The organism is Thioalkalicoccus limnaeus, assembly GCF_041197575.1.
In the GTDB taxonomy this organism is placed as follows: domain Bacteria; phylum Pseudomonadota; class Gammaproteobacteria; order Chromatiales; family Chromatiaceae; genus Thioalkalicoccus; species Thioalkalicoccus limnaeus.
Genome location: NZ_JBDKXB010000004.1, coordinates 37,184 through 63,086, shown reverse-complemented (window position 1 = coordinate 63,086; position 25,903 = coordinate 37,184). Strand labels below are relative to the sequence as shown.

The window sequence follows — 25,903 nt, the reverse complement described above, 5'->3', positions numbered from 1 at the left end:
CTCGTGACGCGACCCGCCGCCCAGGCCGATGGACTGTGCGACCGCATCGCAGCGGCTGGCGGCCGACCGATCCGCCTACCGGTGCTCGCGATCGCGCCCGCCCCCGATCCGACCAGCCTGCGACCGCTGCTCGCCGAGGATTGGGATCTGCTGGTCTTCGTCAGCCGCAACGCCGTCGAGCAGGCGCTGCCGCTGTTCCCCGATCAGCGGCTGCCGACGGCTTCGCGGCTCGTGGCCGTCGGGCAGGCCACGGCCCAGGCCTTGGTCGCGGCCGGGCGCGCCCCGGACCTGGTGCCGAGCGAACGCTACGACAGCGAGGCCCTGCTCGCCTTTCCGGCCTTGGCGGACCTGCGCGGGCAGCGGGTGCTCATCGTGCGCGGCGACGGCGGCCGCGCACTGCTCGGCGAGACGCTCGCCGCCCGAGGTGCCGAGGTGGTCTTTGCCGAGGTCTATCGGCGCATCCTCCCGGCGATCTCGGTCGAGCGGGTCGTCAGCGACTGGCGGCAGGACGTGGCGATCGCGATCGCGACCAGCGACGAGGTGCTGCGCAACCTGATCACGCTGGCCCGCCCGGTCGTCGGCGATGACCTGTTCCAGACGCCACTGGTCGTCGTTGCCGAGCGCACACGAGGGTTAGCCCTCGCGCTCGGCTTCGTGCATGTGGCGGTGGCCGCGCGCGCGGACGAGGCCTCGCTGGTCGCCGCCTGCGAGGCGCTGGTCGCGGCCGAAACGGCCTGACCCGGGAATCGGCCGACACACGCGTTCGGCGCGCTCGCCATGACCGGACGCTCACCTGGTGAACCGCTATGTCCGATGCGCATCGATCCGTCCCCGATCCGACCCGACCCAGGGTCCTGATCCTCGGCTGCGGCGACACCGGCCGCCGCGTCGCCCGGCACTACCTCGATCGAGGTCACTCGGTCCTCGGCGTCGTGCGAACCGAGGCGAGCCAACAGGCCCTGACCGCCGCCGGCGTGCCGGCCCTGACGTTGGACCTGACCGACGGCGACCTGAGCCGGCTGCCCTTCTCCGATTGCTGGATCTTCCACTTCGCGCCGCCGCCCGGGGAAGGCGTCGAGGACTGGCTCACCCGCCGCCTGGTCGCGGCCTGCTCGCGCGGCACGCCGCCTCGGCGCCTCGTCTATCTCAGCACGACCGGCGTCTATGGCGATTGCGCTGGCGATTGGGTCGACGAGACCTGGCCGGTGCGCCCAACGGCCGACCGGGCCCGACGCCGCTGGGATGCCGAGCAGAGCTTGCGGCGCTGGAGCCGCGAGCAAGGCACCTCGCTCGTGATCCTCCGCGTGGCCGGGATCTACGGCCCGGGCCGGTTGCCGATCGAGCGCATCCGCCAAGGCCTGCCGCTGGTGCGCGAAGCCGAGGCCCCGTACTCGAACCGCATTCACATCGAGGATCTGGTCCAAGCCAGCCTGGCGGCGATGGCGCGCGGCACCGATGGTGGGGTCTACAACGTCTGCGACGATCATCCGAGCACGATGACCGACTACTTTTTTCAGATCGCGGATGCGGCCGGACTGCCGCGCCCCCCCGAGATCCCACTCGCGGACATGGACGGGCAACTGTCGCCTGGAATGCGATCCTACATGCGCGAGTCGCGGCGTCTCAGCAACCGGCGGCTGCGCGAAGAACTGGGGGTCGTATTGACCTACCCCACCTTGCGCGAGGGACTAGCCGCCTCGATCTAGCGCAACGAGGGCGGACCACAACCCGGGGAGTGCCGGGGCTCGGTCCCGGTGGCGTCGAGCAGAACGCAGGAGGGAATCATCGAACGGCCGTAGGGGTCAAACTTAAGACAACCCGGCGGCAACCCGAGCGCCGCCTATTAGCGCGCAGCGTTTTTTTGATGTTTTCGTGACCTGGAGTCTCAACATGCGAGCCTACACACTTGTCATCCTGCTGCTGGCCGGCATCGCCGTCGCTGGATGCGGCACCACCACGACCTCCCGCACGGCCAGCGGGGCCGCGGTCGGTGCCGCGACGGGCGCCGCGATCGGTTCACTGAGTGCCGACGCCGGCAAGGGCGCCCTGATCGGCGCTGGCGCCGGTGCCCTCGGAGGCCTGCTCCTCGATCAGCACGACAAGGGCAATATCGACTGAGCCCCGTCCAAGTCTAGATACCCGCCGCTGCCCGTCCCAGTGCGCCGGCACTGGGACCAGCGCCTATTTGTTCCTCATTTGTTGACGGGGCCCCGGGCTTCGTCTAGCTTTGCCTGCGTGGTCGGTCATCCCGCCGTTCGCCATCGATCCGGTTGGTGCGTTGACGCATCGATGGCCTCTGCCGGAGCAACGCACCCCTGTGCGAGAGCGAGTGATGAGGATCTACGTAGGCAATTTGCCATACAGTGTCACCGATGACGACTTGCGGAATTTGTTCTCGGAGTACGGCGCGCTGTCGAGCGCCGAGGTCATCAAGGACAAGTTTTCTGGCCAGTCGAAAGGATTTGGTTTCGTCGACATGCCGAATCAGAGCGAGGCTGAGAACGCGATCAAGGAGCTCCACGATTCCCCACTGCAAGGGCGGAAGATGACCGTCAACGAGGCGCGGCCGCGAGCCGATCGTCCGCCTCGACGTTTCTGACGATCGCCGGGCGCGCCACCCATGCCCCATCGGCGCCGAACCTTCGGGTTCGGTGCCGCGACAGAACCATTGGTCAACCGTACCCCGAAGACTCGAACTCAGCCAAACAACCGGGCCAACAGTCCCGGGCGGCGTCGAGCTGAGGCGCCTCTGGGCAACCCGTCAGAGAAGCCCGACAGGCTCGGCGGCGGGGTGACGCATCCCGGATCCAGATCGTCGAGCACGGCGCGGGGGCGGTCCGAGACGAGCCGTTCGGCCTCGACAGGCCCGAGCCACTTCTCGGCAGCAGCCCGAGCCTCACCGAGCAACGGCGGCCGGCGTATCGGGTCGTGCGCATCGGTGGCCAGGATGTGAACGAGACCGTCGCCGAGGAAGCGCTCGGACCAATCCCGGGCGGTCCGACCAAATCGGCCGGTCACGGCCCCCGCGGTCAACTGAATCCAGGCACCCGCCGACACCGCATCGACGAACCACGGGTAGTGATCGCGATCCAGCCACCCGAGGCGTTCCGGATGCGTGATGATCGGCACATAGCCGGCGGCGAGCACATCGAAGATCAGTCGCGAGAAGCCGAACGGCACCGCAAAGTGCGGGGGCTCGAACAGAAAATAACGCGTCCCGCTCAACGTGGCCAAGCGGCCTGCGCGCAGTCCCTGGATCAGCTCCGGCACCATCTGGATATCGGCACCGTCGGTGATGACGAGCGGGATGTCGGCGTCCTGCAACCGCCGTCTCAGGTCGTCGACGCACCGCCGAATGCCATCGCGCGTATTCTCGTAGACGCCTGGATAGATGTGCGGCGTGCAGGCGCTGATCTTAATCCCATCGGCGACGGCCAAGCGCGCCATCTCCAGCGACAGATCGAGCGACGCTGGACCATCGTCGATCCCGGGCAACAGGTGGCAGTGCAGGTCGATCATCGGGGCCTCACTCTATGGGTCAGGTTCGGCGCCGCGGACGCAACGCACCCGCGCGACCAGCCCCCGTCGCGACAGGGCGTCCGTGCCCTCCGCTCAGGTTTTCGCCAGGATCGTTCCGTGGACGAGAGGAACGGTGACCGCGCGCCGGCTCGCCGGCCGCCGCGACCGGCTTCGATTGACCCGGCGGCACCAGGTGCCGCCGACCGCGCCCGATCAGGTCGGCCCGGGCCATGACCAACAGGGCGGCGCGGAGCGCTGGCCAGTTGTCCGGATCATGGTAGCGCAGGAAGGCCTTGTGCAAGCGGCGTTGCACGAGTTGGCGCACGATCGGGATCGGCGGGGCGTCGCGCGAGATCCGCCGCAACGGGTTGCGACTAGTGTGGTACATGGTCGTCGCCAGCGCCATCGGTGCCGGCAGGAAGGCCTGCACTTGGTCGAGCCGCAGCCCCTGCCCCTTGAGCCACAAGGCCAGTTTCAGCATATCCTGATCGGTCGTGCCAGGGTGGGCCGCGATGAAATAGGGGATCAGATACTGCTCCTTGCCGGCCTCGCGCGAGAAGCGCTCGAACAGGGCCTGAAAGCGATCGTATGCGGCGATTCCAGGTTTCATCATCAGGGCCAACGGCCCTGGCTCCGTGTGCTCCGGCGCGACCTTCAGGTAGCCGCCGACATGGTGGGTCGCCAATTCCCGGACATAGTCCGGCGACCGCAGCGCCAGGTCGTAGCGTAGACCCGACGCGATCAGGACACGCCGTATCCCGGGTACCGCCCGGACCCGGCGATAGAGCTCGATCAGCGGACCGTGGTCGGTGTCCAGATTCGCACAGATCGCCGGGAACAGACACGACAGGCGGCGGCATGCCGCCTCGGCCCGGGCGTCGCGGCAACCAAGCCGCCACATGTTCGCGGTGGGACCGCCGAGGTCGGAGATGATCCCGGTGAAGCCTGGTGTGTGGTCGCGGATCTCGGCGACCTCGCGCAGCACCGACTCGGTCGACCGGCTCTGGATCAATCGCCCCTCGTGGGCCGTGATCGAGCAGAAGGTACATCCGCCGAAACAGCCCCGGACGATGTTCACCGAGAAGCGGATCATCTCCCAGGACGGCAGCCGCGCCCCGCCGTAAGCGGGATGGGGCCGGCGGCTGTAGGGCAGCTCGTAGACCCGATCGAGCTCCGCGGTCGTCAGTGGGCGCGGCGGCGGGTTCAGCCACAGGGTCCGGTCGCCGTGGTCCTGGATCAGCACCCGGGCATTCCCGGGATTGGTCTCTTGATGCAGCACCCGCGACGCGTGGGCATATAGGACCGGGTCGGTGCGAACCTGTTCGAACGCCGGCAAACGCACGAGCTGACGGGCCCGAGCACCTTGCGCACCGGCCTGCGCGGTGACGACCAAGGGCCGCCCATCGCGCGCGACCGGGCCGCAGCCACCCGGACCCACGGCATCGCGTTCCGGATGATAGGGGTCCGACGGCGGCTCGATCCGGCCGGGCGCATCAAGGCCGGTCGAATCGATCACTGCCCAGCCAGCGGGCAGGCCGCGGGCCAAGAATCCGGTGCCCCGCACGTCGCGGATGGCACCGATCGCCTCGCCACGGGCCAGCCGATGCGCGATCTCGACGACGGCCCGCTCGCCGTTGCCGTAGATCAACAGATCGGCCTTGGCGTCGACCAGCACCGAGCGTCGCACCTTATCGGACCAGTAGTCGTAATGGGCGACCCGCCGCAGACTGGCCTCGATGCCGCCGATGACGATCGGCACATCGCCGAAGGCCTCGCGGGCACGCTGCGCATAGACGACGACGGAACGATCCGGGCGCCGACCCGCCGCGCCGTCCGGCGTATAGGCATCGTCGGACCGCAGGCGCCGATCGGCCGTGTAACGGTTGACCATCGAATCCATGTTCCCGGCGGTGATACCGAAGAACAGATTTGGTCGACCGAGACGACGGAAATCGTCGACCCGCGTCCAGTCCGGCTGGCTGATGATGCCAACACGAAACCCGTGCGCCTCGAGCAGGCGCCCGATCAAGGCCATGCCGAATGACGGGTGATCGACATAGGCATCACCAGTGACCAGCAGGATGTCGCAACTGTCCCAACCCAAGGCATCCATCTCATCGGGCGACATCGGCAAGACCGGTGCGACACCGAAGCGGTGCGCCCAGTGACGGCGGTAGGAGAACAATGCGATCGACGTGGACATGGGTATCAATCGTCCCAAAAGTCATCGGAAGCGGCTCATGGCGACCGTCGGCGGGAGGGATCCCGCCGTCGAGCTGACACGGACGTCCTTGCAGCGTGTCGCAGCGGGGCTTCTCCGGTGACTTTTGCAACCCTCGATACGTCAGGAGGGCGGCGGAGCCAAAACCTTATTGTAAGCCAGACCGGTCCCGGGGCTCGGGGATTCGTGTGCCCCGCGTCACGAGCATTTAATATGACGGCCCGTAACCTCTGCTATCATTGGCTAATTCGATGACCGGTCGGCTCTGCCGGGATCTCGATCCGACCACCCGACCGCCAGCAAACAGGACAGGCTCAATCTATGCAGAGTGTTTATATCGCCGGTGCCGGCGCCGGCAGCGGCAAGTCCGTGGTGGTCCTCGGGTTCATGGAGATGCTGTCGTCGGTCAGTCGGCAGGTCGGCTTCTTTCGGCCGGTGGTGCCGACCGATGTCGAGAACGACGATCTGACGACGCTGATTCGCAGTCGCTACGATCTGCCCTTCGCCCCCGAGATGTTGTACGGCTGTACCGCCGACCTCGCACGGCAATTGGTCAGCAGCGGCCAGTACGACGAACTCCTCAAGCGAATCCTGGACAAGTTCAAGACGCTCGAGGAGCAGTGCGACCTCGTTGTCTGCGCCGGCACCGATTTCGACGGTGTCGTCCCCTCGTTGGAGTTCGATTTCAATACCGACCTGGCGAACAACCTCGGCTGCCTGATCGTCGTCGTCGTGAAGGGGTTTCACCGGCACCCTCAGGAAACGCTCGACGCGGTGCAGATGGCCCACGAGTCGATGCTGAATCGGCGCGGCGAGCTGTTGGCCACGGTCGTCAACGGCGTGCCGCGCGAGCACCTGGATCTGGTCCGCACGCGTGCGCGCAATTCGCTGCCAGCGAGCGAAAGGGTCTTCGTCCTGCCGGAGCAGCCGGCCTTGAGCACACCGACGATGGGCGAGATCCAGAAGGTCCTCGGTGCCGAGTGCCTCTACGGCGATGCCGATGCGATGATCCAGGTCGTGACCAACTACAAGGTCGCCGCGATGGAGATCCCGGACTTCCTGAACTACGTCGAGGACGGCTGCCTGATCATCACACCCGGCGATCGTTCCGATATCATCCTGGCGGCGCTGGCCGCGGACGTCTCGACGGCCTTTCCCCGCGTGGCCGGCCTTCTACTGACCGGCAACCTGCCGCTGGCCGACACCGTGCGACGTCTGATCGAAGGCCTGCGTCGCGCGAAGGTGGCGATCCTTCGAGTACCGACCGATACCTTCATGACGGCACTCGATGTCCATCACCTCGAATCGACGATCCTGGCTGGAGACGACCGCAAGACCGCGGCGGCGCTTGGCCTCTTCGAGGCCAACGTCGAGATCGATGACCTGCGCGAGCGCGTTTCGGTACGCCGTTCCGCCCGGGTGACGCCCTTGATGTTCGAGTACGAGTTGATTCGGCAGGCGAAGGCCAGCCGTCGACGCATCGTGCTGCCGGAAGGGACCGACGAACGGATCCTGCGGGCGGCGGAGATCCTGACGCTGCGCGACGTCGCTGACCTGACGCTCCTCGGCGACCGGGACAAGATCGCCCGCCGCATCGGCGAACTGGGGCTCAAGATGAACGGAGTGCGTATCATCGATCCCGTGACGGCGCCGGAGCGCGACCAGTACGCGGCAACCTATTTCGCATTGCGCCGCCACAAGGGGATCTCCGAGCAAATGGCCCACGACGCGATGGCGGACGTCAGTTACTTCGGTACTGCGATGGTCTACCACGGCCACGCCGACGGGATGGTGTCGGGCGCGATGCACACGACCCAGCACACGATTCGCCCCGCGTTCGAGATGATCAAGACGCGCCCCGGGGTCGAGCTGGTCTCGAGCGTCTTCTTCATGTGTCTCGCCGACCGCGTCCTGGTCTACGGCGATTGCGCCGTGAACCCCAATCCGAACGCCGAGCAACTGGCCGATATCGCGATCACGTCCGCTGCGACCGCCGCGGACTTCGGCATTGCGCCGCGCGTGGCCATGCTATCTTATTCGACCGGGGCCTCCGGCAAGGGCGCCGACGTCGAGCGGGTCCGCGACGCGGTGCGGATCGCCCGCGAGCGCCGTCCGGACTTGAAGATCGAGGGGCCGATCCAGTACGACGCCGCGGTCGATGCGGACGTCGCACGAACCAAGATGCCCGACAGCGAGGTAGCGGGCCAGGCGACGGTCTTGATCTTTCCGGATCTGAATACCGGCAACAACACCTACAAGGCCGTGCAGCGCAGCGCCGGGGCCGTGGCGATCGGCCCGGTATTGCAGGGACTGAACAAGCCAGTCAACGATCTGAGCCGCGGCTGCACGGTGACCGACATCGTCAACACGGTGGCTATCACGGCGATCCAGGCCCACCAGGGACACCGGGTCGACTCCGAGCAGCCAACGCGGGTCGCGTCCACGATATCGGCCTGACACCGAGCCAAACCCCATCGAAGGTGCGCAAACCGATGAAGATCCTGGTACTGAACTCCGGCAGTTCGTCCGTCAAGTATCAGTTGTTCAGCAGCCGCGACTGGTCCTGTCTCGCGGCCGGCGCGGTCATGCGCATCGGCGAACCGGCCGGACAGATCAGTGCGCGCTGGACCGATGCCGGCGGCGATCACCAGCGCCGCGACGACGACCTGGCGATCCCCGATCACCGCACCGGTCTCACCCAGATCTTCGCGACACTCCACGACAGCGGGGTCCTGACCGATCTCGGCGACCTGGGGGCGATCGGCCACCGCGTGGTCCATGGCGGCGAGGTCTTCCACTGCCCGACGATCATCGACGACGAGGTCATCGAGGTGATCGAGGCGATGGTTCCGCTGGCCCCCCTGCACAACCCGGCGCATCTGGCGGGGATCCGCGTCGCGCGCGCGCTCTGTCCGGACGTCCCCTCCGTCGCGGTGTTCGATACCGCGTTCCACCTGACGATGCCGCGTACCGCGTACCGCTACGCACTGCCCGAATACCTGTACAAGGAGCACCGGGTCCGCCGCTATGGCTTTCACGGCACATCCCATCATTATGTTGCGAAGCAGGCGGCGACCTGGCTGGGAAAACCGCTGCTGCAGTGCAACCTGATCACGCTGCACCTCGGCAACGGCGCCAGTGCGACGGCCATCCGCAACGGACACAGCGTCGACACCTCGATGGGCCTGACGCCGTTGGAAGGACTCGTGATGGGCACCCGCAGCGGTGACCTGGACCCGGCGATCCTCTTCTATCTGAGCAAGCAACTCGGCCTCGATCTCGAGGCGCTCGACGATCTGCTGAACCGGCGAAGCGGCCTGCTCGGGCTGTGCGGAGTCAACGACATGCGCGAGATCCATCGGCTCGCCGACCATGGCGACGACGGTGCGGAATTGGCGATCGGGGTCTTCTGCCACCGGCTCACCAAGTATATCGGCGCCTATTGCGCATTGCTGGGACGGGTCGACGCTCTGGTCTTCACCGGCGGCATCGGCGAAAACGACGCCGACGTGCGAGCCCGCGCGTGTGCCGGACTCGAGAATCTCGGGATGCGGATCGATCCCGCCGCGAATCGAAGCGAGGCGGACGGCACCCGCGTGATCAGCACCCCGGACAGTCCGGTCAAACTGCTGGTGATCCCGACCAACGAAGAACTGGAGATCGCCCGGCAGGTCCACGAGACGCTGATTTGACCGACCGCGCCATACGGCGGCCAGCGCGGCCTAGACTTCTTCTTCGAGGTCCCCTTCGGATTCCTCCTGCCCCCGGAACCGCCGTTTCGGAAGTTCCGCGATCAAAGTTTCGGCGGCCGCGCGCAGTTCCGACAGCGGATGTTCGAAACCTAGCCTCAGTTGGTACATGGGCCAACCGCTCAGCGACGACGTATTCAATATGTCGACATCCTCGACTCGCGCCCGCAACCGAAGCGCCGGGATATCGCCGATACCGCCGAGGACGAAGCGGATGCTCTGTTTCGGCTCATAACTCTCGAACACCGTGATCGACAGGGTCCCACGCGCGATCTCGGCGAGCTTCAACCGGATTTCCTCCTCGTCGTCGAACAGTAATTCCAGACTCGGCACCATCGGATCGGTTGGGGTCGACTCCGCCGGGGCCTGGTCCGTGGTCTGCAGCATCGTCAACAACCGTTCGAGACGCTGCTGATCTCGCGTCGACAGACTCGAGAAACGCGCCGCGACCAATGCGTGCTGGTCATCGATCTGTTCCGTGCGCACGATCTCGGCGTCGGCGGAGATCTTCTTCCCGTTACTCCACGGGAAGGTCACGGTCACCGAGTCGACGCCGTGGATCGCATCCTTCGGCACCAGGAACTTCACGCCGCCCCAAGAGATGTCCTGATTCTGAACCAGATGGGACTCGCGACCGCCAGGCAAATCCACACGCACCGGGATCGTCATCGCGAGGCGCGGGTGTGCGCGTGAGCCCTGTTTCCGTTCCTTGTCGCTCGGTTCTTTCGCCATGACCCTCGTCCTCACCTGACTGCTGCACTGGTCCAGCATCGTTTGCAAGAATGGTTTGGCCTCGCGGTACACCGGTTGCGTGTTCATGGGCCACCTCGTCAGTCGAGTTCTACCTGATCGCACCGTCGACGGTGGTGCGGGGCATCCCGGTCCTCGGTGCTGGTTCGGAACGCCGCGGTCGCCGGGGCCTTGCTCTTCGTACAGCAGGACATGTGCCAATTGCATGTGATTGTTTATGAAGTCCAATTGCGGATCGATTGCGAATCGGCGTGCCCCGAACGACCCTTCGGTGGCACAATTGGACAATTCGCGTCAAACCCGTCCCGCGGCCGCATCGGATGCGGCGAACAACTCAGACCCGCGATCCTGATGACTGACGAATTCCCGCTCGAGCCCGGTCTCCTCTATCTGAACCATGCCGGCGTGGCACCTTGGCCGCGTCGGGCCGTCGCGGCGGTCACCGCCTTCGCGGCCGAGAACGGCCGCACCGGCGCCGAGGGCTACCCGCGCTGGCTCGCGGCCGAGCGCCGGCTGCGCGAGCGTCTGGCGCGGTTGATCGGGACCACGCCAGCCGCTGTCGCGCTGGCCAAGAACACATCCGAGGCCCTCTCGATCATCGCCCAGGGCGTGCCCTGGCAAGCCGGCGACAATGTCGTGGGGATCGCGCAGGAGTTTCCGTCGAACCGAATCGTCTGGGAGTCGCTCGCGGATCGCGGCGTAACCTGGCGACCGCTGGATCTGGCCACCGCGACGCATCCGGAGGATGACCTGCTCGCGCTGTGCGACCAACGCACCCGGCTGGTCGCCGTCAGTTCAGTCCAGTATGCGCGCGGTCTGCGCCTCGATCTGGAGGAGCTCGGCGCGCGCTGCCGCGAGCGCGGGATCTGGCTGTGCGTCGACGCGATCCAGAGCCTCGGCGCCGTGCCCTTCGATGTCCGGCGCTGCGGCGCTCAATTCGTCGTCGCCGACGGACACAAGTGGCTGCTCGGCCCCGAGGGCGTCGCGCTGCTGTATGTCGATCCGGCGCTGCGCGATGAGCTGGTGCTGACGCAGTTCGGCTGGCACATGGTCGCCGCTCGCGGCGACTACGAGCGCCGTGACTGGGTCCCGGCCGCGGACGCGACGCGTTTTGAGTGCGGCAGCCCGAACCTGCTCGGGATCCATGGCCTCGAGGCGAGCCTTGGGCTGCTCGAGGAGGTCGGCATCGCGGAGGTCGCCGCCCGGATCGAGGAGCGGGCGACCCGGTTGATCGCGCAGGTCGACCGGCTCGGCTTCGAGCTGTTGAGCCCGCGGGCAGCCGAACGACGTGCCGGCATCGTGACCTTCCGCGTGCCCGGCGTCCCATCCGCGGACCTCTACCGCGACCTGATGGCGCAACGGCTGATCTGCGCGCACCGCGGCGGCGGGATCCGGCTTTCGCCCCACTTCCATACGCCGCTCGCGATGCTCGACCGGGCGATGGACCTGATCGCCGCAACCGCCGCGCGGCCGCTCGCCGGTCACGCATGATCAGCCCATTGGATCCGCACCTCGCGCCCGAGAGGGTCTCGACCGGCCTGCCGCGGCTCGACACGGTACTCGATGGCCTGCGCCTCGGCGACAACGTCGTCTGGCGCGTCGAGTCGATCGACGATTACCGGCATTTCGTGACACCCTTCGTCGCGACGGCGGCGGCCCGCGGCCGCTCGATCATCTATCTGCGTTACGGCCGCCACGCGCCGCTGGTCGCCCCCGGACTCGGCATCCAGATCGTCGACATCGATGCCCTGCGCGGCTTCGAGGCCTTTACGCGCCACGTCTATCAGTTGATCACCGACCACGGCCGCGGCGCCTTCTACGTCTTCGATTGCCTATCGGATCTGCTGTCGGCCTGGGCGACCGATCTGATGGTCGGCAACCTGTTCCAGGTCATCTGCCCCTATCTGTACGAGCTCGACACGGTCGCCTATTTCGCGTTGCGGCCGACCAGCCACTCGCACCGGACCATGTCGCGGATCCGCGAGACGACGCAGGTCCTGATCGACGTCCGGCGCGCGGCGGCCGAGCGCTATGTCCAGCCGGTCAAGGTCTGGCAGCGTCAGTCGCCGACGATGTTCCTGCCGCACATCCACGACGGCGACCAGTTCCGGCCGGTGATCGACAGCAGCGACGCGACGCGCCTGCACGCGGATCTGGAGCGGCGCCAGGGCGAGACCTCGCAACGCCAGCTCGACTATTGGGATCGCCTGTTCCTCGACGCAGCCGAGGTGGCGACCCACGAGGCCGCCTCTCCACGCCGCGTGCAGGTGCTCGAACAGCTCTATCAAGTCGTGATCAGCCGCGACCCGCGGATCGTCGCGTTGGCGCGGCGCTATCTGACGCTCGACGACCTGATCGCAATCCGGGCGCGGATGATCGGTACCGGCTACATCGGCGGCAAGGCCGTCGGCATGCTGCTCGCCCGGCGAATCCTGATCCGCGAGGAACCCGATCTGTGGGGTCGACACCTGGACCCGCACGACTCCTTCTATCTCGGCTCCGACGTCTACTATTCATACCTGGTCCACAACGGCTGGTGGCCGCGGATCATGCGCCAACGGACCGCTGACGGCTATTTCAGCGAGGCCCAGACGCTGCGCGAGGACATGCTCCAGGGCCGCCTGCCCGAGGAGGTCCGCCTGGACCTCGAACGGATGCTCGACTATTTCGGCCAGTACCCGATCCTGGTTCGCTCGAGCAGCCTGCTCGAGGACGGCTTCGGCAACGCGTTCGCCGGCAAGTACGAGAGCCTGTTCCGGGTCAACCAGGGCCCCCCCGAGCAACGGCTCGCACAGCTCGAGGAGGCGATCTGTCGCGTCTTCGCGAGCACGATGGGCGACGACGCACTCGTCTACCGTCAGCAACGGGGCTTGGCCGATCTCGAAGAACCGATGGCCTTGCTGCTGCAGAGGGTCAACGGGCGCTATCACGGCGGTTATTACTTTCCCGATGCAGCCGGGGTCGGGGTCTCGCGCAACACCTTCGTCTGGGAGGAGTCGATGGACCCGGCCGCCGGCATGGTGCGCCTGGTGATGGGGCTCGGCACCCGGGCCGTCGATCGGATCGAAGGCGATCACGCCTGCGTCGTCGCGCTCGACCAGCCGCACAAACGGCCATTTCGCGACCAGGACGACGCCGGGCGCTTCTCGCAGCACGATGTGGATGTCCTCGATATCGCCGAGAACCGGCTGCGCGCGCTGCCGCTGCGCCAGTTGGTCCGCGACGACCCCGATCTGCCGTTACGCTGGTGCGCCGAGCTCGACCGCGACGCGACACAGCGCGCCCGCGCGCACGGCCAGGCCGAGCCGGTCTGGCGCCTGACCTTCGCGCCGCTGCTCGGCGCGACGCCGTTCGTGCCGCTGATGCGGCGGCTGCTCGCGGCGCTCGAGACGGCCTACGACTATCCGGTCGACATCGAGTTCACGGTGCATCTGGGCGACACTGGCGAGCCGTCGTTCAACCTGGTTCAATGCCGGCCGCTGCAGACGCTTGGACTGAGCCAGCGGGTCGCGCTCCCGGATCAGGTGCCGCCACGCCGGCTGTTCTTCGCGAGCAACGGCCACTTCATGGGCGGCAACATCGACCAGCCGATCGCGCAGGTCATCTGCGTCGATGGGCCGGCCTACAGCGCGCTGACGACGACCCAGAAATTCGCCGTCGCACGGCTGATCGGTCGCCTCAATCGCCGGATCTCGGCGCGCGATCAGTGTCCGACACTGCTGATCGGTCCCGGGCGTTGGGGCACCAGCAGCCCGGAACTGGGGGTACCGATCCGCTTCGGCGACATCAGCCGGGTCGCGGTCATCGTCGAGGTCGCCGAACTCGGCGACGGACTGGTCCCGGACCTGTCCTTCGGGTCGCATTTCTTCCAGGATCTCGTCGAATCGCAGATCGCGTACGTCGCCCTGTTTCCGCAACAGCCGGGCAGCGACTACCGGCCCGCCTGGCTTGACGGCCTGTCGGCGCGCCGCCGACGTCCGATCTTCACCGACGGTGATTCGACCGATGACGCGGTCGCGGCGGCCGTGCGCTGCTTCGCTGTCGAAGGGCTCGGACTCAAGGTCGTCGCCGACATCGTCAGCCAACGCCTGCTCTGTTTCCAGGACCGCCGTTCGAGGGTCGCCTGAGCGGCCCAAGCGGCGGTGACCGGCTTGCTTCGGAGGAGGTCGCGAAACCGCCTTGCGGGGCATCCCTGCCCCGCACGAGCGCCCCGGATAGCCGAAGGCGCGTCAGATCAGGCCGAGGGCGACCATCGCCTGGCTGACCTTGAGAAAACCGGCGATGTTCGCCCCGACCACATAATTGCCTTCGGCGCCGAATTCGGCACTCGTCTCGTAGCAATTGCGGTGGATGTTGACCATGATCTCCTGCAACCGCTGCTCGGTGTAGTCGAAGGTCCAGGAATCGCGGCTCGCGTTCTGCTGCATCTCCAGGGCACTGGTCGCGACGCCACCGGCATTCGCCGCCTTTCCCGGACCATAGGCGATGCCAGCCTCCTGGAAGACCCGGATCCCCTCGGGCGTCGTCGGCATGTTGGCGCCCTCGGCGACCGCGATGCAACCCTGCTGCACCAGCAGCTGCGCATCCTTGCCGGTCAATTCGTTCTGGGTTGCACAGGGTAGCGCGACCTGGCAAGGGATGGTCCAGATATTGCCGTCCTCGAGATAGGTCGCGCCCTTCTTCTGCTGCGCGTACGCGCTGACGCGGCGGCGCTCGATCTCCTTGATCTGTTTGAGCAGGTCCAGATCGATGCCGTCCTGATCGACGATGACGCCGTTGGAATCCGAGCACGCGATGACCTTGGCACCCAGACTCGTCGCCTTCTCGGTCGCATAGATGGCGACATTGCCGGAGCCGGAAACGACGCAGGTCTTGCCGTCGAGCGCATCGCCACGGACCTTGAGCATCTCGTCGAGGAAGAACACGGTGCCATAGCCGGTCGCCTCGGTACGGGCCCGGCTGCCGCCCCAGTTCAGCCCCTTGCCGGTGAAGACGCCGGATTCGTAGCGATTCGTGATCCGCTTGTACTGACCGAACAGGTAGCCGATCTCTCGCTGTCCGACGCCGATGTCGCCGGCCGGCACGTCCGTGTGCTCGCCGATGTGCCGGTACAGCTCGGTCATCAGACTCTGGCAGAAACGCATGATCTCCGAATCCGACTTGCCCTTGGGGTCGAAGTCGCTACCGCCCTTCCCGCCACCGATCGGCAGTCCGGTCAGCGCATTCTTGAAGATCTGCTCGAAACCGAGGAACTTGATGATCCCGAGATAGACGGACGGATGGAACCGCATACCGCCCTTGTACGGGCCAAGGGCGCTGTTGAACTCGACGCGGAACGCGCGGTTGATGTGGACCCGGCCCTGGTCGTCCTGCCACGGGACACGGAAGATGATCTGCCGCTCGGGCTCGCAGATCCGCTGGATGACCTTGTATTCGGCAAACTCCGGATACTTGACGAGCACGGGCCCGAGGGTCTCGAGGACCTCGCGGACGGCTTGATGGAACTCGGTCTCGCCGGCGTTGCGGCGCAAGACCTCCTGAAAGATGGGTTCGAGCTTCTCGTCGAGACCTGCAACCATATCGATGCATCTCCGGCGCCGGCTCGCCGGGACGCGTAACCAAGCGATGTGGCGCGTTAGTTCGGGGCAAAGGGGTTCAAGACCCGGGCGCGGCAGCGGGCACCGCCACCGCGGCGGACGGATCAGGCCGACGTCCGGCCCGATGCGGGACGCAATGATGCACCAAATCGACCATGCCTGGCCACTCCGCGCACCAGGTCGAGGCAGCATTCGCCCCAGGTCAGTGCGCCGTCACCTGCTCGAGCCGGCGATGGATCTCCTGGCGCAAGCACGCAAGCGCATTCTCGCAGGTGATCGGCGTGCCGTCGGTCGAGGTGATGAAGAAGACATCGTCGACCTCGGCGCCGACCGTCGCAATCTTCGCGTTCGTCAGCCGGATGTGGCAATACTCGAAGACCGAGCCGACGGCGGCGAGCAGGCCGGGGCGGTCGAGCGTCGTCAGCCGCATCACGGTTCGCTCGTTCCCTTCATCGGACGAGAAACTGACCTGCGTCTGGATCGGAAAGTGCCGGTACTGGCGCGGCATTCGGCGCGCGACACGGATGTCGCCGGTCCCGTCGTCGGCCAGTGCGGACCCGAGGCCGAAGCGGATTTCATCGAGCCGCTCCTCATCCTCGACCGGCGTGCCGCCTTGGTCGAGCACCTGGTAGCTGTTGAGCATCATGCCGTCATCGGTCGTCAGGATCCGCGCATCCATGATCGTCAGATCGAGCTGGTCGAGCATCGCCGTCGTCCGCGCGAAGAGATCCTGGCGGTCGCGCGCGTACAGGAAGATCTCGGTGCCGCCGCGGGCCGTCAAGGGCCGGATCCGGATCAGTGGCAGCTGCGCCGGGTCCGTCATCAGCATCTGGCAGGTCTGCCACGCGATGTCGTCGGGCGCATTGTGCAGGAAGTAGTCGCGACTGAAGCCCTGCCACAGGGCCATCGACGCCGGCGCATCGCACCCGTAACGGCCGAGCAGGCGCAGCGCCTCGAAACGCTTCTGCTCGATCAGCTCGTCCTGGGCCTGGGGATTCTCGAGGCCGCGCAGCAGGGCGCGCCGCGTCGCCAGATACAGCTCGCGCAGCAGGGCCTCGCGCCAGCCGTTCCAGCGCTGCGGGTTCGTACCCCGGACATCGGCAACCGTCAACAGGTACAGATAATCGAGCCGGGTCGGATCTCCGACCTCGGCAGCGAAGGCCTGCACGACCTGCGGGTCGCCGATGTCTTTGCGCTGCGCGGTGATCGACATCAGCAAATGGCGTTCGACGAGCCAGGCGACGAGGTTCGCGTCGAAGTCGCCGAGTCCGTGAAGACGGCAGAACTCGCGCGCGTCGGCCGCGCCGAGCTGCGAGTGATCGCCGCCGCGCCCCTTCGCGATATCGTGGAAAAGCCCGGCCAGGTACAGAAGCTCGAGCTTCGGGATCCGGCGCGCGATCGCCGTGCACAACGGCAGCTCGTCGGCGAGCTCGGCGACCGTGTAGCGGCGCATATTGCGCAACACGATCAAGGTATGCTCGTCGACCGTGTAGACATGAAACAGGTCGTACTGCATCCGCCCGACGATGTTCGCGAAGGCCGGGATGTAGGCGGCGAGGACCCCGTAGCGGTTCATTCGCCGCAGGGCCCGGTTGATCCCGACCGGTTGCCGGAGGATCTCCATGAACAGGCTGCGCGCGCGCAGGTCGTTGCGGAACCCGTCGTCGATCAGGTGGCGGTGCTCGCGGATCAGCCGGATCGTGCTCGCACGCACGCCCTGCAGGTGCGGGTGCGTCTGCAGGACCAGGAAGACCTCGAGCAACGCGCGCGGCGAACGCTTGAAGACCTGATCATGCGTGACCTCGAGATAGCCGCTGCGCGACTGGAAACGGCGATTGATCGCGACCGGCGACCCAAGCCGGTCGTGGAGCAGGATCGCCTCCTCGAACAGTTGCAACAGCATCTCGTTGAGCCGATTCAGCTCCATCACGGTACGATAATACTGCTGCATGAATTGCTCGACGGCGAGGTTGTTCGGGCCGTCGCTGTACCCGAACTGCCGGGCCAGTGTCCGCTGGTGATCGAACAGCAGGCGATCCTCGCGCCGGCCGTTGATCCGGTGCAACGCGAAGCGGATCCGCCACAACAACGCCTGCCCCTCGACGAGCGCCCGATGCTCGGTCTCGGTCAAAAACCCGTGATCGACGAGATCATGCAGGGTTTCGGCCGCGAAATGCCGCTTGGCGACCCACGCGATCATCTGGATGTCGCGCAGGCCACCGGGGTTCTCCTTGATATTCGGTTCCAGGTTGTAGGCCGTGTCGCCATACTTGTGCCAACGCGCCTGTTGCTCGGCGATCTTCGCCGAGAAGAAGGCCTCGCTCGACCAGATCCGATCCGGCCCCGTGGCCCGGCGCATCGCCGCGAACAAGCGAGGGTTGCCCGTCAACAGCCGCGATTCGATCAGATTGGTCACGACCGTGACATCCGCGGCCGCCTCACGGACGCACTCGGCAACTGTGCGCACGCTGTGCCCAGGTTCGATGCCGAGATCCCACAAATGGGTGATGAAGGCCGCGATCGGGTCGGCGAGCGTATCGACCGACTCGGGCGCGACCAGAATCAGGATGTCCACATCGGATGCCGGGTGCAGCTCCTGGCGGCCGTAGCCGCCGACCGCGACCAGGGCCGCTCCCTCGCTGTCAGCGATGAGCTCGTCCCACAACTCGCACAGCACCGCATCGATGAGCCGGCTGTGATCGCGCACCAGATCCGCGACCGCGATCCCATGATCGAAACGCTCGAACAGGGCCGCGGCACCGGTGCGGAGACGCTGCCGATGATGCGCGATCGAAGACACGGATTGGGTAGCCGGTCGCATCTAACCCTCGGTCACGGCGATGGGACACCGCGGCGGCGGCTCGGATGGAGCTTTCGACCCCGGAATCGGGGATCGAGGGACGGGCGCGCCGCGTGACCAGGCCTCGGTGCAGACCGCGCAGGTCGCCCGGAAACGCGCCGCGGACGACCCTCGCCGATTCGGGCCTGCGGTGTCACGCGGCGCCGACCAGGTCCTGCTCCTCGACGCGCAAGGTCAGGATCTCATGGCCGGTCTCGGTCACGAGAATCGTGTGTTCCCATTGCGCCGACAGGCTTCGGTCCTTGGTCACGACCGTCCAACCATCCGGCAGCAGCTTGATGAAGCGCTTGCCGGCGTTGATCATCGGCTCGATCGTGAAGCACATGCCGGGCTCCAGGACCAGGCCGGTGCTCGGCTCGCCATAATGCAGCACCTGTGGGTCCTCGTGGAACTCGCGACCGATACCGTGACCGCAATACTCGCGCACGATCGAGAAGCGATGCGCTTCGGCGTGGCTTTGGATCGCGTACCCGATGTCGCCCAAGGTCGCACCGGGCCGGACCGCAGCGATACCCTCGAGCATCGCGTTCCGGGTCACCTCGATCAGCCGACGGGCCAAGACCGAGACCTCTCCGACTGCGAACATCTTGCTCGTGTCGCCATGGTAGCCATCTTTGATCACGGTCACGTCGATGTTCAGAATATCCCCTTTCTTCAGCGCTTTAATGCCGGGAATCCCGTGACAGACCTGATGATTGACCGAGGTGCAGATCGAGCGCGGGAATCCGCGATAGTCCAGCGGCGCCGGGATCGCGCCCTGCACCTCGGTGATGTAGGTGTGGCAGAGGCGATCCAGCTCGCCGGTCGTGACGCCGGGCCGAACATGGTCGCCGATCATCTCGAGGACCTCGGCGGCGAGGCGCCCGGCGACGCGCATCCGGGCGATTTCCTCGGGGCCCTTGATTGGAACGCTGTGGCTGCGCGAGACGGCGTCCACTGAGCTATTGGTTCCTCGTCGATACATGAGCGGCTTGGCCCGGTTGAACTGGGTATGGTATAAAAGGATTCGGCTTGTCGCAAACGGAACCCGGCCGTTTACGAGACGCCGATTCGCTTCGATGATAAGGCGAAAAACGGCCGTTTTTCGCCTTATTTTTAAGTCGCGACCGAGCTGACGATTGTCAAGCGCCTCGGCCGCAAAATCAGCCCGCACACGTATCGTCACATCGGACTGGGTGCCACCTGGTGGTTGTTCGATGGGATGCGTGGAGGCCCAACCCAACTCGTGAGGATCACCCGTGAGTCAGATTACCATGCGCCAAATGCTGGAGGCCGGTGTGCATTTCGGCCACCAGACCCGCTATTGGAACCCGAAGATGGCGACCTTCATCTTCGGCCACCGCAACAAGATTCATATCGTCAACCTCGAAAAAACGCTGCCGCTGTTTCGCGAAGCGGGCAATTTCGTCAGCACCTTGACCGCCAACGGGGGTCGCGTTCTGTTCGTCGGCACCAAGCGCGCCGCGCGCGAGGCCATCCGCGAACAGGCGCAGCGCTGCGGGATGCCTTACGTCGACCATCGATGGCTCGGCGGCATGCTGACGAACTTCAAGACCATCCGCCAGTCGATCAAGCGCCTCAAAGAACTCGAGGCGATGTTCGAGGACGGCACGATCGAGCGCTTCAACAAGAGGGAAGCGCTGGACCTGAGCCGCGATCGCGAGAAGCTCGACCGAAGCCTCGGCGGCATCAAGAACATGGACAACCTGCCGGATGCTTTGTTCGTCGTCGACGTCGGCCACGAAAAGATCGCTGTGACCGAGGCCAACAAACTGGGCATCCCGGTGATCGGTGTCGTGGACACCAACAACGACCCCAGCAATATCGACTATGTGATCCCCGGTAACGACGACGCGATTCGCGCCGTGCGACTGTACATCGAGGGGATCGCCGACGCCGTGCTCGACGGGCGCCAGACCAGCGTCGCGATGGCCGGCGGACGCGATGATCTGCTCGAAGACGCGCCGACGGCTACCGAGTCCGACGCCCGTCTCGCCTGAGCGCACCCGTTGCGCCAGCTGACCGAGACCACAATTTCGTTGAGGATATGAGACATGGCGATTTCCGCCGCAATGGTGAAGGAGCTGCGTGAACGCACGGGCTCCGGCATGATGGAATGCAAGAAGGCGTTGGTCGAGACCGGTGGCGACATCGAGGCCGCGATCGAGTTGATGCGCAAGACCGGCCAAGCCAAGGCCGCGAAGAAAGCGGGTCGCACCGCCGCCGAGGGCGTCGTCATGATCGCGCTCGACGAGGGCCACCGCCGCGGTCTGATGGTCGAGGTCAACTGCGAGACCGACTTCGTCGCGAAGGACGGCGGCTTCATCGAATTCGCCGAGGCCGTCGCCGCGCGCGCCCTGGACGGCGATGCGAACGATGTCGAGGACCTGCTCGGCCAACCGGTCACCGCCGACGCGCTGCAGAGCCTCGCCGAGGCCCGCGAGATGCTGATCGCGAAGGTCGGCGAGAACATCCAGGTACGCCGCCTCGCGCGGATCGCCTCGACCGAGGGACAGCTGCACAGCTACCGTCATGGCACGCGGATCGGGGTCCTGGTCGACCTCGTCGGCGGCGACGCGGAGCTGGGCAAGGACATCGCGATGCATATTGCGGCCAGCCGCCCGCTGTGCGTCAGTGCCGAAGAGGTGGATGAGGCACTGCTCGCGAAGGAACGCGAGATCTTCCGCGCGCAGGCCCTCGAAGAAGGCAAGCCGGAAAAGATCGTCGACAAGATCGTCGAGGGTCGGGTACGCAAGTATCTCGAAGAGGTCACGCTGCTCTGGCAGCCGTTCGTCAAGGATACCGATACCACCGTCGAACAGCGCCTGACCCAGGCCAACGCCCGGGTCGCCGGATTCTTGCGCGTCGAGGTCGGGGAGGGCATCGAGAAACGACAGGACAACTTCGCCGACGAGGTGATGGCCCAGGTTCGCGGAACCTGACCGCGCCGCCGGTCCAAGCGGCCTGCCCGAACCCAGCGGCCTCTTGTTCGATCCGGCACCGTTCCTGGACACCGGCTCTGAACCGGTGGCCGACGGCCCCGCCGCTCGGCGACGATGACCACGAGGACCCAAGACGATGGCGGCACATCGGCCCTACCGACGGATACTCCTCAAGCTCAGCGGCGAGGCCCTGCTGGGGCAGGTCGACTACGGCATCGACCCGGCCGTCCTGAACCGCTTGGCCGGCGAGGTTCGCGACTTGCTCGCCGCCGGATTGCAGGTTGCCCTGGTCCTGGGCGGCGGTAACATCTTCCGGGGCGCCGGCCTCGCGGCACGGGGACTCGATCGAGTCTCGGCCGACCAGATGGGAATGCTGGCGACCCTGATGAACGCGCTCGCGATGCAGGATGCGCTGGAGAAGCTCGAGGTCCCGACCCGCGTCATGTCGGCACTGCGCATCCATCAAGTCTGCGAGGACTATATCCGGCGGCGCGCCGTCCGCCATCTCGAGAAGGGGCGCGTGACCATCTTCGCTGCGGGGACAGGCAATCCGTTCTTCACGACGGACTCCGCGGCCAGCCTGCGTGCGATCGAGATCGAGGCCGATCTGCTGATCAAGGCGACGAAGGTCGACGGGGTCTATTCTTCGGATCCGGTCAAGGATCCAAACGCCGTGTTCTATCCCCGTTTGACATACAATCAGGCGTTGCGTGAGGACCTTCGGGTCATGGATGCGACCGCGCTCGTACTGTGTCGCGACAACCGCCTGCCGCTGCGGGTGCTGAACATCCACACCCCGGGGGCACTGATGCGCCTGGTGGCCGGCGAGGAGATCGGCTCATTGGTTGAGAGTGGTGATTGACGATGATCGACGATGTGAAGAAAGATGCCGCGGAGCGCATGGCCAAGAGCGTCGAGGCACTGCGCCACGAGTTGGCGAAGATCCGCACCGGGCGGGCCCACCCGGCCTTGCTTGATCACATCATGGTGTCCTACTACGGGTCGGATGTTCCCATCAAGCAGGTGGCCAACGTGACCGCCGAAGACGCGCGCACACTCGCGGTCACGCCGTGGGAGCGGAACATGGTCCAGGCCGTCGAAAAGGCGATCATGCAATCCGACCTGGGGCTCAATCCGAACACCGCCGGCACCGTGATCCGAGTCCCGATGCCGCCGCTGACCGAGCAACGGCGGCGCGATCTGATCCGGGTCGCCCGGCACGAGACCGAGCAGGCGCGGGTCGCGGTGCGTAACGTCCGACGGGACGCCAACGGCGGGCTCAAGGAACTGGTCAAGGAGAAGATGATCTCCGAGGACGACGAGCGGCGCGGCGAGGAGGCGATCCAGAAACTGACCGACCAATACATCAAGGAGATCGACGGCGTCCTCGCGGAGAAAGAGACGGACCTGTTGTCGATCTGAGCTGACGCTTGTTCTTGACCATCCCAACGACCGTGATCGCGCCCCGAGCCGCGGAACCAGCCACACCGCTGGGCCGAACGGTGCCGCGTCACGTCGCGATCATCATGGACGGGAACGGCCGCTGGGCGCAACAGCGCCGTCTGCCGAGGACCGTCGGCCATCGTGCCGGCGTCAAAAGCGTGCGCGCGGTCGTCGAAGAAAGTGTCCGGCAGGGGATCGAGGCGCTGACGCTGTTCGCATTCAGCAGCGAGAACTGGCGCCGCCCGCAAGCGGAGATCCGCCTCTTGATGGAACTCTTTCTGCAGACGCTGCGCAGCGACGTCAGGCAATTGCACGAGAACGGGGTCCGTCTGCGGGTTCTCGGAGATCGCAGCGCCTTTCCCGACGTGCTTCAGCGACGCATCGCCGAAGCCGAAGACCTGACCGCGAACAACGAGACCCTCCAGTTGCAGATCGCGGCGAACTACGGCGGCCGCTGGGACATCACGCAGGCGGCGCGGCGCCTGGCCGCCGACTGCGTCGCCGGCTGCCTCGATCCGAATGCGATCGACGAGAACGCGGTGCGCGCACGCCTGACCGGAGCCGACCTGCCGGAGCCGGACCTGTTCGTGCGCACCGGCGGCGAAAAGCGGCTGAGTAATTTCCTGTTGTGGCAATCGGCGTATGCCGAACTCTATTTTACGCACCTGTTCTGGCCGGACTTCGACGAGGACGCCTATCGGCTCGCGCTGGCCGACTTCGCATCACGCCAACGACGCTTCGGCCTGACCGGTGACCAGATTTCGACGCTGGCCGGGTGCGTGGGGGGATGAACCTTGCTGACGGTCAGTAACGCGCTGCGTCGCCGAGCCACGACCGCTGCTCTGCTGATCCCGTTGACGGTGACCGTCGTCCTCTGGTCGCCAACGTCGATTTTCGGGCTCTACTTCGCCGCCTTCGTACTGCTCGGGGCCTGGGAATGGACCGGTCTCGCGGGTCTCGCCCGCATCCCGGCCCGCGTCGGCTATCTGGTCACGATCGGTGCCGCATTGCTTGGCTTGTGGTTCGTTCCGCCCGGCCCTTGGTCGCTGTGGCTGCTCGCCGGCGCGGCACTCTGGTGGTGGTGGCTCGCGCTGACCTTGCCGCGGATCCAGACCGTGACGCCGACCGCCGGCCTTTCGGCCCGACTGCTGCTCACCGGACTGATCGTGCTCGTCGGTCCGTGGGTCGCGATGGTGCATCTGCACGGCGCGCTGCCGGCGGGCCCGCTCCTCCTGTTGTTCCTGCTGGTACTGATCTGGGTCGCCGATTCGGCCGCATACTTCAGCGGCCGCCGCTGGGGCAAAGCGAAGCTCGCACCGGCCCTGAGCCCCGGAAAGACCTGGGCCGGCGTACACGGCGCACTGATCGGCGCAGCCCTGTGCGGTGCCGCGCTGGGCTTGGCACTCGAACTCGATTGGCACGAAACCCTGCTCGCGATTTTGATCTGTGGACTGACCGTCGCCATCTCGATCGTCGGGGATCTCTATGAGAGCCTGCTGAAACGCCGCCGCGGGCTCAAGGACTCGGGCCGGTTGCTACCTGGCCACGGCGGCGTGCTCGACCGGATCGACAGCCTGACATCCGCCGCCCCCATCTTCACGCTTGGTGTAATCCTGACAGGAATAGGCCGATGACCGGTATCACCATCCTCGGCGCCACCGGTTCGATCGGCGCCAGCACGCTCGATGTCGTGGCCCGTCACGCGGACCGCTATCGCGTCGTGGCGTTGACCGCAAACCGCGATGTGGCGGGCCTCGCCGAACAGTGTCGGCGCTTCCGTCCGACCTATGCGGTGATGGTCGACCCGGACGCGGCCGTGCGCCTGCGTCACGACCTGGCCGACCTGCCGAATCCACCCGAGGTGCTGGCCGGGCCCGCGGCCCTCGAACAGGTCGCGGCGCTGCCGGACGTCGATGTCGTGATGGCCGCGGTGGTCGGCGCGGCCGGTCTGTTGCCGACGCTCGCGGCCGCGACGGCCGGCAAGCGGATCCTGCTCGCGAACAAAGAAGCGCTGGTCGTTGCCGGGGCCCTGCTGATGCGCGCGGTCGCTGACCATGGCGCGGTGCTGCTGCCGATCGACAGCGAACACAACGCGATCTTTCAGTGTCTGCCCCCGCGCTATCGGGATGGCCTCGCGGCGGTCGGCGTCGAGCGGATTTTGCTCACCGCCTCGGGTGGGCCGTTCCGCGACGCCACCCCCGCCGAGCTGGTCGACGTCACGCCCGAGCAGGCGTGCGCTCACCCGAACTGGTCGATGGGCCGCAAGATCTCGGTCGACTCGGCGACCATGATGAACAAGGGACTCGAGCTGATCGAGGCCTGTTGGCTCTTCGATACCTCGCCGGCGCGCATCCAGGTCGTCGTGCATCCGCAGAGCGTCATCCATTCGCTGGTCCAGTACATCGACGGCTCGGTGCTCGCGCAGCTCGGCAATCCCGATATGCGCACACCAATCGCCCATGCCCTGGCGTGGCCCGAGCGCATGGTCTCCGGTGTCGCGCCGCTCGACCTCTTCGCCGTTGGGCGGCTCGATTTCCAGCCGCCGGACTTGACCCGCTTCCCGTGTCTGCGGCTGGCCTACGAGGCCGCGGCCGCCGGCGGCACGGCACCGGCGGTGCTGAACGCGGCCAACGAGGTCGCGGTCGCCGCCTTCCTCGACCGGCGCATCGGCTTCACCGACATCGCGCGCACCGTCGAGCGAACGCTTGATCGGCTCCCGCCCACGGCGATTCGGGATCAGGGCGTCGCAGACCTGCTCGCCGTCGATCGCGAGGCCCGAGCGATCGCGGAACAAAGCGTCGCCTCTCCGGTCGCATAAGGTC

At 66.3% G+C, this 25,903-nt stretch carries 21 protein-coding genes; 15 read left to right on the top strand and 6 right to left on the bottom strand.

Annotated elements, in window-relative coordinates; all coding sequences use genetic code 11:
* The first annotated feature begins 3 nt into the window (after positions 1-3).
* The 4 genes from ABC977_RS04515 to rbp all read left to right on the top strand — a co-directional run bounded on the left by ABC977_RS04515 (position 4) and on the right by rbp (position 2,599).
* On the top strand, positions 4-738 hold the full coding sequence (locus tag ABC977_RS04515; protein ID WP_369666049.1) for a uroporphyrinogen-III synthase: 735 nt from the start codon (positions 4-6) through the stop codon (positions 736-738).
* Between the two features lie 68 nt (positions 739-806).
* The gene (locus tag ABC977_RS04510) at positions 807-1,706 is read left to right on the top strand and encodes an SDR family oxidoreductase (protein ID WP_369666048.1); all 900 of its coding nucleotides are present in this window, start codon (positions 807-809) and stop codon (positions 1,704-1,706) included.
* A gap of 184 nt (positions 1,707-1,890) precedes the next feature.
* A complete protein-coding gene (locus ABC977_RS04505; RefSeq protein ID WP_369666047.1) occupies positions 1,891-2,118 on the top strand; it encodes a YMGG-like glycine zipper-containing protein in 228 nt (75 codons plus the stop codon).
* A 214-nt stretch (positions 2,119-2,332) separates the two neighbouring features.
* Positions 2,333-2,599, top strand: a complete 267-nt coding sequence (gene rbp, locus ABC977_RS04500; RefSeq protein ID WP_369666046.1) for an RNA-binding regulator — start codon at positions 2,333-2,335, stop codon at positions 2,597-2,599.
* A gap of 98 nt (positions 2,600-2,697) precedes the next feature.
* On the opposite strand, the gene ABC977_RS04495 is transcribed toward rbp, so the two are convergent.
* On the bottom strand, positions 2,698-3,519 hold the full coding sequence (locus ABC977_RS04495) for a tyrosine-protein phosphatase (RefSeq protein ID WP_369666045.1): 822 nt from the start codon (positions 3,517-3,519) through the stop codon (positions 2,698-2,700).
* A gap of 19 nt (positions 3,520-3,538) precedes the next feature.
* On the bottom strand, positions 3,539-5,722 hold the full coding sequence (locus ABC977_RS04490; protein WP_369666044.1) for a YgiQ family radical SAM protein: 2,184 nt from the start codon (positions 5,720-5,722) through the stop codon (positions 3,539-3,541).
* Positions 5,723-6,061: 339 nt separating this feature from the next.
* On the opposite strand from ABC977_RS04490, the gene pta reads away from it, so the two are divergent.
* Entirely contained in the window at positions 6,062-8,197 is a 2,136-nt protein-coding gene (pta, locus tag ABC977_RS04485; protein WP_369666043.1) for a phosphate acetyltransferase, read from the top strand.
* Between the two features lie 35 nt (positions 8,198-8,232).
* On the top strand, positions 8,233-9,432 hold the full coding sequence (locus ABC977_RS04480) for an acetate/propionate family kinase (protein ID WP_369666042.1): 1,200 nt from the start codon (positions 8,233-8,235) through the stop codon (positions 9,430-9,432).
* 30 nt (positions 9,433-9,462) lie between these two features.
* On the opposite strand, the gene ABC977_RS04475 is transcribed toward ABC977_RS04480, so the two are convergent.
* Positions 9,463-10,221, bottom strand: coding sequence for a PilZ domain-containing protein (locus ABC977_RS04475; protein ID WP_369666041.1), 759 nt, complete (start codon positions 10,219-10,221; stop codon positions 9,463-9,465).
* Positions 10,222-10,590: 369 nt separating this feature from the next.
* On the opposite strand from ABC977_RS04475, the gene ABC977_RS04470 reads away from it, so the two are divergent.
* Together ABC977_RS04470 and ABC977_RS04465 are read left to right on the top strand one after the other, a co-directional pair.
* Complete coding sequence (locus tag ABC977_RS04470) at positions 10,591-11,730, top strand: aminotransferase class V-fold PLP-dependent enzyme (RefSeq protein ID WP_369666040.1); 1,140 nt, start codon at positions 10,591-10,593, stop codon at positions 11,728-11,730.
* Positions 11,727-14,366 (top strand): PEP/pyruvate-binding domain-containing protein, encoded by a 2,640-nt coding sequence (locus ABC977_RS04465; protein ID WP_369666039.1) that lies wholly within the window; start codon positions 11,727-11,729, stop codon positions 14,364-14,366. Before ABC977_RS04470 ends, ABC977_RS04465 begins: the two co-directional genes overlap by 4 nt.
* 102 nt (positions 14,367-14,468) lie before the next feature.
* Here ABC977_RS04465 and gdhA read toward each other — a convergent pair whose 3' ends face one another.
* From gdhA to map, 3 genes are all read right to left on the bottom strand, one after another.
* On the bottom strand, positions 14,469-15,818 hold the full coding sequence (gene gdhA / locus ABC977_RS04460; RefSeq protein ID WP_369666038.1) for an NADP-specific glutamate dehydrogenase: 1,350 nt from the start codon (positions 15,816-15,818) through the stop codon (positions 14,469-14,471).
* Positions 15,819-16,038: 220 nt separating this feature from the next.
* Positions 16,039-18,657, bottom strand: coding sequence for a [protein-PII] uridylyltransferase (glnD, locus tag ABC977_RS04455; protein WP_369666037.1), 2,619 nt, complete (start codon positions 18,655-18,657; stop codon positions 16,039-16,041).
* Positions 18,658-18,829: 172 nt separating this feature from the next.
* Positions 18,830-19,633 (bottom strand): type I methionyl aminopeptidase, encoded by an 804-nt coding sequence (map, locus tag ABC977_RS04450; protein ID WP_369666036.1) that lies wholly within the window; start codon positions 19,631-19,633, stop codon positions 18,830-18,832.
* A gap of 316 nt (positions 19,634-19,949) precedes the next feature.
* On the opposite strand from map, the gene rpsB reads away from it, so the two are divergent.
* From rpsB to ispC, 7 genes are all read left to right on the top strand, one after another.
* Positions 19,950-20,696 carry a 30S ribosomal protein S2 gene (rpsB, locus tag ABC977_RS04445; protein WP_369666247.1) on the top strand — a complete coding sequence of 249 codons (747 nt, stop codon included), beginning with the start codon at positions 19,950-19,952 and terminating at the stop codon, positions 20,694-20,696.
* A 54-nt stretch (positions 20,697-20,750) separates the two neighbouring features.
* Entirely contained in the window at positions 20,751-21,638 is an 888-nt protein-coding gene (gene tsf, locus ABC977_RS04440; protein WP_369666035.1) for a translation elongation factor Ts, read from the top strand.
* 136 nt (positions 21,639-21,774) lie between these two features.
* Entirely contained in the window at positions 21,775-22,500 is a 726-nt protein-coding gene (gene pyrH, locus ABC977_RS04435; RefSeq protein ID WP_369666034.1) for a UMP kinase, read from the top strand.
* Between the two features lie 2 nt (positions 22,501-22,502).
* Positions 22,503-23,060 carry a ribosome recycling factor gene (gene frr / locus ABC977_RS04430; protein ID WP_369666033.1) on the top strand — a complete coding sequence of 186 codons (558 nt, stop codon included), beginning with the start codon at positions 22,503-22,505 and terminating at the stop codon, positions 23,058-23,060.
* Positions 23,061-23,164: 104 nt separating this feature from the next.
* The gene (uppS, locus tag ABC977_RS04425) at positions 23,165-23,872 is read left to right on the top strand and encodes a polyprenyl diphosphate synthase (protein ID WP_439849159.1); all 708 of its coding nucleotides are present in this window, start codon (positions 23,165-23,167) and stop codon (positions 23,870-23,872) included.
* Positions 23,873-23,875: 3 nt separating this feature from the next.
* Positions 23,876-24,715 (top strand): phosphatidate cytidylyltransferase, encoded by an 840-nt coding sequence (locus tag ABC977_RS04420; RefSeq protein WP_369666032.1) that lies wholly within the window; start codon positions 23,876-23,878, stop codon positions 24,713-24,715.
* The gene (ispC, locus tag ABC977_RS04415; protein WP_369666031.1) at positions 24,712-25,899 is read left to right on the top strand and encodes a 1-deoxy-D-xylulose-5-phosphate reductoisomerase; all 1,188 of its coding nucleotides are present in this window, start codon (positions 24,712-24,714) and stop codon (positions 25,897-25,899) included. The genes ABC977_RS04420 and ispC overlap by 4 nt, the downstream gene beginning before the upstream one ends.
* The last annotated feature ends 4 nt before the right edge of the window (positions 25,900-25,903 follow it).